Genomic DNA, 7,771 nt, shown 5'->3' on the forward strand with positions numbered 1-7,771 from the left:
TAATTCTTAAAAAGAAACCCCGCAAGTTGGATAAAGTCTGCGAGGTTTCGAAAAAGAATCAGTTCATGAAGCGTTATCGCTTGAAATTTTCTAGTGGATTGTCACCACTACGTGGCGTTTCGGCAAAAAGTTCAGCCAATTTTTCCATCATAATGCCACCTAGTTGCTCTGCATCGCTGATGGTGACGGCTCGTTTATAATATCGGGTGACATCATGTCCAATCCCGATCGCGAGAAGTTCCACCGGGGACCGTTTTTCGATGAGCTCAATTGCTTCACGCAAATGATCTTCCAGATAGCTGCCGCTATTGACGGAAAGGGTGGAATCATCAACAGGGGCACCGTCAGAGATAACCATCAGAATTCGTCTGTGCTCTGTTCTGGCGAGTAAACGATTATGTGCCCATAACAGTGCCTCACCATCTATATTTTCTTTTAGGATACCTTCGCGCAACATCAAGCCGAGATTTTTCCTGGACCTGCGCATTGGGGCATCAGCTTTTTTATAAATAATATGCCGTAGGTCGTTTAATCGTCCTGGATTTCCGGGTTTTCCTTGTTCAATCCAGCGCTCTCGAGATTGTCCACCTTTCCACATCTTTGTGGTAAATCCAAGAATTTCAACTTTGACACCACACCTTTCCAAGGTTCTGGCAAGTATATCAGCGCTCATTGCTGCGATAGTGATTGGGCGCCCACGCATAGAGCCGGAATTGTCTATCAAGAGAGTTACAACCGTGTCTTTGAACTCGGTATCACTTTCCTGCTTGAAGCTAAGAGAATGCATGGGGTTGGTCACAACACGGGTTAAACGAGCTGTATCAAGTAAACCTTCTTCCAGATTGAATTCCCAGTTCCGGGTTTGTTGAGCCATCAGGCGTCGTTGCAAGCGGTTTGCCAACTTGGATATTACGCCTTGAAGGTGGGAAAGCTGTTTATCCAACAATTCTCTCAGGCGTGAGAGTTCTTCATCTTCGCAAAGGTCCTGAGCTTCGATAATCTCATCAAACTGAGAGGTAAAAGACTTATACCCATGAACAGCAGAATAGTTGTGGTTTTGATCAAAATCGGGCTGTTGATCAGGGGAACCAGCAGAATCCTGGCCTTGCCCGTCCATTTGTTCCCCGTCACTTTCGCCGCCATCATCCGGAGCACCTTCGGCGTCACCCTGGTCACTGCTTTCGGCTTCCATCGGGGCGGATTGTTCCGACGTTTGCTGTTGGTCCTGATCCTCTGACGTATCGTCTAGCTGATCTTGATCATCCTGTTCTTCGGTTTCTGATTCTTCGCTGTCTTCTACATCAAAATCTAGCTGTCCAAGAAGATCTTGCAAGGCGCGGGCAAACTGTGCTTGGTCTGTAACATGTTCCCCAAGACTATCCAGTGTCTCGAAAATTTCCTGGCTTAGGTTCGGACGCCAGATTTCAGCAATTTTAGCGGATGTTTTTTCTAACCGTCGCCCTGTCAGAGCTTCGCGGGCCAGGACAGCCATGGCTTCGTTCAACGGCACATCATCCGATGTAACGGCGTTGCCATACCCCATTTGATCAAGAGTGTCTTCGTGAAGAGCTTCGAGATTTTGGGCAACGCCTTCCATCCGTGACATACCCAGTGCTTCGCACCGGGCCTGTTCAACAGAATCAAAGATCGCGGCAGCCTTACTATCTGAGGGTTTTAATTTTTGATGTGTTTTTGTGTCATGGTAACGCAGACGCAACGACGAGGAATCTGCACGTCCCCGAATGCGCTGGACATCATCAGCGGGTAAATCCTTTACAGGTATGGGCAGCCGAAGTTCATCCCCATTCAAACCACGACCATTTGCAGAGAAAACGACACTTAGTTCGCTTTTCTTCGCCATCGCTTTTACAGTGGATGAAGTCGCGCGTTTAAACTGTTCTAAAGGCGTTTCAGCTTTACTCATACCTGTTACTTACCGTCTTGGTCTTCTGTCGATTAGGACGAAGATTTTTCACTGCCATCTACTAATTCACGCCCAAAGCATCTTTGGAAGTACTCAGCCACGAGGGGGCGTTCCATTTCATCGCATTTGTTCAAAAAGGTGAGGCGGAACGCAAAATCAATGTTATCAAAGATTTTGGCATTTTCAGCCCACGATAGAACAGTACGAGGACTCATAAGAGTAGATATATCACCGTTGATGAAGCCGCTACGGGTGAGATCAGCCAAGGACACCATGTTCGCAATAAGATCGCGATCTTCTTCCGTGTCGTATTCCGGATGTTTGGCCAGAACGATGCGCATTTCATCTTTGTGCGGAAGATAGTTCAATGTGGAGACGATATTCCATCTGTCCATTTGGCCTTGGTTCAACTGTTGTGTCCCGTGGTAAAGGCCTGTGGTATCGCCGAGGCCAACTGTATTCGCAGTTGAAAACAGTCGGAATGATGAATGTGGAGTGATGACACGGTTCTGATCAAGCAGCGTTAGACGTCCTTCGACTTCAAGAATACGCTGAATAACAAACATGACATCAGGACGCCCTGCGTCATATTCATCAAAAACCAAAGCGACAGGGCGTTGTAGCGCCCAAGGCATTAAGCCTTCGCGGAATTCAGTAACCTGCTTGCCTTCTTTCAGGACGATGGCGTCTTTACCGACGAGATCAATACGGCTGATGTGACTATCCAGATTGACACGAATACAAGGCCAGTTCAGGCGGGATGCGACCTGTTCAATGTGGGTTGATTTACCTGTACCGTGATAACCTTGAATCATCACCCGACGATTAAAAGCAAAACCTGCAAGAAGTGCGAGGGTTGTATCGTGGTCAAACTGATAGGTAGGATCTTCTTCAGGAACGTATTCGTTACGTGTACTGAAAGCAGGTACCTGCATATCACTGTCTATGCCAAAAGCTTCGCGTGCTGAAACTGTTGTATCTGGGCCGCCCATGATCATTTCGCCATGGCCAATTACTTTAGAGGACATCGTTGCATCCATACTTCTGTTAGGGTGTTATCATTTCTCGGACGTTACACTAGGACGTCAGGTCGGTTTCTTGAAGTGTTTCTTTTATAAAAATGCTGTTTTTTAAAAGGCTATAGGCTTGATTGACCTTTTTGAGCCTGTCTTCTGCTCCTTTTGCGCCACCATTGGTGTCTGGATGTAGTTTTTTTGCCAGGGCCAGATAGCGTTTTTTTATCTGTTTCAAGGATTCTATCGTTTCGAGTCCCAATACACGAAGAGCTTTTCGTTCTTCTTCGGGCATGAATTTTTGTGTTTGTTCTGGCTGTTTGGCGTCATATCCGGCGAATGAACGCCAGGCTTTCCCTAAATCATCCAGTTTTTTTGCGTAATTTTCTTTTCCTGCGCCGTTCAATGGCCAAGAAGGTTTGCCCCAGACGGCATCCTGCCGACGCAATCTATCTACATCAGCTACATTCATATCTTTGCAATAATTCCAGGCGGTGTTGTATTCGCGCACATGATCAAGACAGAACCAATAATAGCTGTTTAATTTTACTCTGGATTTTGGTGCTCGATATTTTCCTTCATTCGTACAGCCTTCGGCCTCGCAGCAGTTTTTGATTTCAACTGTGTCCCAAGGGGTTTGTAAGGAAGCATCGTGCATTGATCTTTTCATACCCGAATTATGGTGTTTATTATCTGTCGATACAAGTCCCAGCCTAGGAAAATAGCTTCTTGTAAGCACTTTGTATGCTTACATTTTATCTCTAAATCTGGACAGGAAGATGGGTGTGTCCGATTGTAGGTCGCTAGTCGTTGCGTGAATTTAACGTGAATTAACGTCATTTTAATGGAAATTTTTTAAATTACATTGAAAACGGGGCATATTGGTCGGTACTATGCTGCCTTTATAAGCAAATATCTATGGATTGTAGGGTGTAGTGCCATGGGGATGACTGAAACTATAGACGCGCGTTTGCGCGAAGGATTATCGCCTTCTCATTTGGCGGTAACAGATGATTCTCATCATCATATCGGTCACGCTGGGTATCGCGAAGGTGGCGAGAGCCATTTTTCTGTTGAGATCGTTTCTGAAAAATTTATTGGTGTTAATCGGGTTAACAGGCAACGAATGATTCATGACTTGTTAAAAGCTGAACTCGTTTCCACAATTCATGCTTTGCAAATCAAGGCTAATACACCCGATGAAATAAAAGCTATGGGCACAGGTGGTTTCTGAATGGCGAAAGAAAATGATAACGTTTCATTTCTTTCGCAAAGTCGACGGGATCTCCAAAAAGAGATGAAGCGGCTGGCAGGAGAAAACGGACTGGTTCTGAAAAACGTTACTGTTCGCGGGCATCGCACATCACTGCGTCTAGAGCCAATGATGTGGCGCGGGTTGACTGAAATTTGTGAACGGGAAGGTCTGGCTTTGAACGAAGTCTGTAATCTTGTTGAAGGCAGACGGGTTCAATCAAGCCTGACGGCTGCAATTAGAGTTTTTACTCTTTCTTATTTCCGTACAGCAGCACAGGAAAAAAGAGGTTGGCAGCCAATCCCTGCATCGCAGTATCCTACCATCTCAAAGAATAAGTAACTGATTTATTAACGAAATCGGTTACGAGCGGCCTGTGTAAAAATCGGGCCATTCCTGTTTGACGATCTCTCCATCAGAACTATAAGCGTGGCAAGTATCAATGATACCTGGGCGCTTCGAGGGTTTGCCTTCTTGGCCTTTGTTCTCCGGGGATGCACTCTCTTGGTTTTCTTTGAGTTTCTCTTGATGTTTTATCATTGCGGGATAAAGGGTTTGAAATGTAACCGTGGCCATTGCACCAAGCATTTCAACGAGATGAGTGCAGCCTTCGGTGCCGCCAACTGCCCGACGAATAGCAGCCCGCCATCCCGGACCAACTTTCAGGCCAATGACCTTTTGAAAGTTCGGTGTGATTGAAGGGCAAACCGAATAGGGACTATCATCAATACATGCCTCTATGTCCTGAACAACGAAGTTTATATCAACGGTCAGGCGTATCCACATATCGTGCAGAGCTTCACCTGCTTCAATCGTTCCTCTGAACTGATTGTCAAACGGATATGATTTGACGTCTGTAATGCGACCTTCAATATCCCACTGTCCATCTTCGCGTTCGTACCCTTGAAAGTCGTAACGTCGTTGATGAAGATTTTTTCGACGGGTTGCCGGGGATAAGGGCATATTTAGTCCTTAGCGTGTTTCAGTTGGTTCATGCAGTGATCTGTTCCGCGACGGGGGACACGCGTACAGATGTAATTTGATGGCGCTTTCGCTCCAAAATTTCGAAACGCATGTCATGAAAGACAAAGGCCTGCCCAACTTTTGGTATCTGCCGTGCCTCATGTAGAATAAGACCTGCGATCGTTGAGGCTTCGTCATCAGGAAGCCGCCATTCAAATTGGCGGTTCAAATCTCGGATGGTTACCGTGCCGTTGATGATAAATTCATTTTCGGTAACGGTTTGAACGCCTTCGATATCAATATCGTGTTCATCAGTGATGTCACCAACAATTTCTTCCAGAATATCTTCAAGGGTCACAATTCCCTGCATTTCACCATACTCATCAACAACGATAGCAAAGTGCGCGTGGCGATCACGGAAAGCGTGAAGCTGGGCCAAGAGGCTTGTTGATTCAGGAATAAACCAAGGTGTGCTGGCGATAGAAATCAAGGTTTCCCGATCAAGTTCGCCATCATGTGTACGAATTGCCCGTAAAAGTGCTTTCGCATGTAAAACGCCGACGATGTTGTCGGGCTTGTCCTGCCATAACGGAATTCTGGTGTAAGAGCTGGACAGAACGTCTTCGATGACCTGAGCGGGTGATTGATCAATGTCACTGGAATTCACATCCTGCCGATGGGTCATGATTTCATCAACCTCGACGTCATCCAGATCCAAAATGGATTTGAGCATCTCGCGTTCATGACGGACCTCTTCGCCTTCACCTTCGTGGAGATCAATCGCGCCCCGTAACTCTTCTTCGGCGAATTCGTTCATTTCGTCTGCGGTGTCAGAGCGTGTAAAAATTGCCAAGATAATTTTGACAATGCTCTCAACGGTGAGGGCAATTGGACCAAATATGAAAACGATAGGACGTAATACAGGCGCTGATGCCAGCGCAGCTTTGTCAGAGTGTCTCAGGGCGTAGGTTTTGGGTAGGACCTCTGCAAAGACAAGGACAAGTGCGGTCATCGTCAGAGTCGCATAGATAACCCCAGTCTCCCCAAATATCTTGAGGAATACTGACGTCGCCAATGCGGAAGCCAAGATGTTGACGAGGTTGTTACCCAGAAGAATAGAGCCAATCAGATGTTCTTTTGCTGACCAAAGCTTGTTTACGATCTGTGCTTTTTTGTCTCCGCTTTGCTCAAGCGTATGCATGCGTGGCTTTGAAGACGCCGTCATTGATGTCTCTGCGCCAGAAAAGAAGGCGGAGATTGCGAGTAGTACCACAATGGCACTAATAGCGAGAATTAACTCTGTTTCCATGGCCCTTTCAGGGGTTGTGAATAAGGCGGTACGATCATCTAGGCAATAAAGCGTTTCATAAAGTCAGAAACGACAGCCATATCTACCGCGTTATCCAGATAAGCCTGACCAATACCTTTTGTCATTACAAAGGTCAGGCGTCCGTTACTTACTTTTTTATCTCTGCTCATGTGATCCATCAACCGGGAAACTTCAAGCTTTTTCCCGCCTAATGCGTTAGAGGATACATAGTCTGTTGAGACAGGGAGACCAATTTTCTCAAAGTGATCGCGAACTGTTTGTGCGTCTATTTCAGAGCACAAGCCGAGCTCAGCAGATAAATCATGCGCCATCACCATGCCGATAGAGATGGCTTCTCCGTGAAGTAAAGATCCATTGTACCCGGCTTCAGCTTCTAAAGCATGCCCAAAGGTGTGTCCCAAATTTAGAAGGCCGCGTGCCCCAGATTCTTTTTCATCCTGCGCTACAATTTTTGCCTTAGCCGCACAGGAAACCAACACAGCGTGTGTTCGCGCTGAAATATCCCCGGCAATGACTTTGTGGGCTTTGTCTTCTAACCAGTTAAAGAAATCTGGATCATTGATCAGGCCGTATTTGACAACCTCTGCATAGCCGGCAAGAAGCTCTCTGTTGGGGAGTGTTTCTAGCAAACCTGTATCAGCAAGGACCAGCTTGGGTTGGTGAAAACTACCAACAAGGTTTTTACCGCGAGCAGTGTTGATTCCTGTTTTGCCACCGACAGAACTATCAACCTGTGATAACAGCGTTGTCGGGATTTGAATGAAATCTATCCCGCGCATTACGACGGCCGCGGCAAATCCGGCTAAGTCCCCGATGACCCCGCCGCCAAAAGCAATAAGGGTCGATTTGCGGTCAATGTTATGTTCCAGAAGAAAGTCAATAACCCTATCAAGCTGTGCAAAGCTTTTGGTCTGTTCGCCAAAGGGTAAAACAAGCGTATTGCTTTCTATATTTTTTGATTTTAGTGCGGCCTCAAGCGTGGGCAGGTGGTGCCGGGCCACGTTTTCATCTGTGATGATGAACGTTCTGCTCTGCTTGATAAAGGAATGAACAAGCGCGCCAGCATTTGCTATCAGGTTTTCGCCAACCAGTATATCATAGCTACGTTCCCCTAAATCGAGTGTGAGGCGCTCATACGTTTCTTTATTCATCTACATTTATCTTTATAACGGATGTTTTTCACGAGGTTTGTGACCTGCCGCAAAATTCCTCAAGACCTTTGAGTGCATTGCGGGTTGTTAGATCAGCAGAACCTTCTTCTGATTGAGTTGTGATATCTGCTTGTTCAT

At 46.3% G+C, this 7,771-nt stretch carries 8 protein-coding genes; 2 read left to right on the forward strand and 6 right to left on the reverse strand.

The window, feature by feature from the left end:
- Positions 1–73 precede the first annotated feature (73 nt).
- The 3 genes from cobT to Q0241_RS10215 are packed head-to-tail and all read right to left on the reverse strand — an operon-like array spanning position 74 to position 3,595.
- Complete coding sequence (gene cobT / locus Q0241_RS10205) at positions 74–1,924, reverse strand: cobaltochelatase subunit CobT (protein ID WP_299376984.1); 1,851 nt, start codon at positions 1,922–1,924, stop codon at positions 74–76.
- 32 nt (positions 1,925–1,956) lie between these two features.
- A complete protein-coding gene (gene cobS / locus Q0241_RS10210; protein WP_299376987.1) occupies positions 1,957–2,952 on the reverse strand; it encodes a cobaltochelatase subunit CobS in 996 nt (331 codons plus the stop codon).
- 49 nt (positions 2,953–3,001) lie between these two features.
- Complete coding sequence (locus tag Q0241_RS10215; protein ID WP_299376989.1) at positions 3,002–3,595, reverse strand: J domain-containing protein; 594 nt, start codon at positions 3,593–3,595, stop codon at positions 3,002–3,004.
- 282 nt (positions 3,596–3,877) lie between these two features.
- Between Q0241_RS10215 and Q0241_RS10220 the strand changes: the two genes are divergently transcribed.
- Positions 3,878–4,171, forward strand: a complete 294-nt coding sequence (locus Q0241_RS10220) for a BolA family transcriptional regulator (protein WP_299376992.1) — start codon at positions 3,878–3,880, stop codon at positions 4,169–4,171.
- Positions 4,172–4,531: a ribbon-helix-helix domain-containing protein gene (locus tag Q0241_RS10225; RefSeq protein ID WP_299376996.1), complete on the forward strand. Its 360-nt coding sequence runs from the start codon at positions 4,172–4,174 to the stop codon at positions 4,529–4,531. It begins immediately after the preceding gene.
- Between the two features lie 21 nt (positions 4,532–4,552).
- Here Q0241_RS10225 and Q0241_RS10230 read toward each other — a convergent pair whose 3' ends face one another.
- The 3 genes from Q0241_RS10230 to aroB are packed head-to-tail and all read right to left on the reverse strand — an operon-like array spanning position 4,553 to position 7,633.
- Positions 4,553–5,152 (reverse strand): DUF2889 domain-containing protein, encoded by a 600-nt coding sequence (locus tag Q0241_RS10230; protein WP_299376998.1) that lies wholly within the window; start codon positions 5,150–5,152, stop codon positions 4,553–4,555.
- Between the two features lie 28 nt (positions 5,153–5,180).
- The gene (locus Q0241_RS10235; RefSeq protein WP_299377001.1) at positions 5,181–6,461 is read right to left on the reverse strand and encodes an HlyC/CorC family transporter; all 1,281 of its coding nucleotides are present in this window, start codon (positions 6,459–6,461) and stop codon (positions 5,181–5,183) included.
- Between the two features lie 38 nt (positions 6,462–6,499).
- Positions 6,500–7,633 (reverse strand): 3-dehydroquinate synthase, encoded by a 1,134-nt coding sequence (gene aroB / locus Q0241_RS10240; RefSeq protein WP_299377004.1) that lies wholly within the window; start codon positions 7,631–7,633, stop codon positions 6,500–6,502.
- Positions 7,634–7,771 lie beyond the last annotated feature (138 nt).

This window comes from uncultured Kiloniella sp., from assembly GCF_937128705.1.
Classification (GTDB): Bacteria; Pseudomonadota; Alphaproteobacteria; order Kiloniellales; family Kiloniellaceae; genus Kiloniella.

Excerpts from the sequence above, each read along its gene's own strand:
- cobT (WP_299376984.1), bottom strand. The coding sequence starts at position 1,924 with ATGAGTAAAGCTGAAACGCCTTTAGAACAGTTTAAACGCGCGACTTCA.
- cobS (WP_299376987.1), bottom strand. The coding sequence starts at position 2,952 with ATGTCCTCTAAAGTAATTGGCCATGGCGAAATGATCATGGGCGGCCCA.
- Q0241_RS10215 (WP_299376989.1), bottom strand. The coding sequence starts at position 3,595 with ATGCACGATGCTTCCTTACAAACCCCTTGGGACACAGTTGAAATCAAA.
- Q0241_RS10220 (WP_299376992.1), top strand. The coding sequence starts at position 3,878 with ATGGGGATGACTGAAACTATAGACGCGCGTTTGCGCGAAGGATTATCG.
- Q0241_RS10225 (WP_299376996.1), top strand. The coding sequence starts at position 4,172 with ATGGCGAAAGAAAATGATAACGTTTCATTTCTTTCGCAAAGTCGACGG.
- Q0241_RS10230 (WP_299376998.1), bottom strand. The coding sequence starts at position 5,152 with ATGCCCTTATCCCCGGCAACCCGTCGAAAAAATCTTCATCAACGACGT.
- Q0241_RS10235 (WP_299377001.1), bottom strand. The coding sequence starts at position 6,461 with ATGGAAACAGAGTTAATTCTCGCTATTAGTGCCATTGTGGTACTACTC.
- aroB (WP_299377004.1), bottom strand. The coding sequence starts at position 7,633 with ATGAATAAAGAAACGTATGAGCGCCTCACACTCGATTTAGGGGAACGT.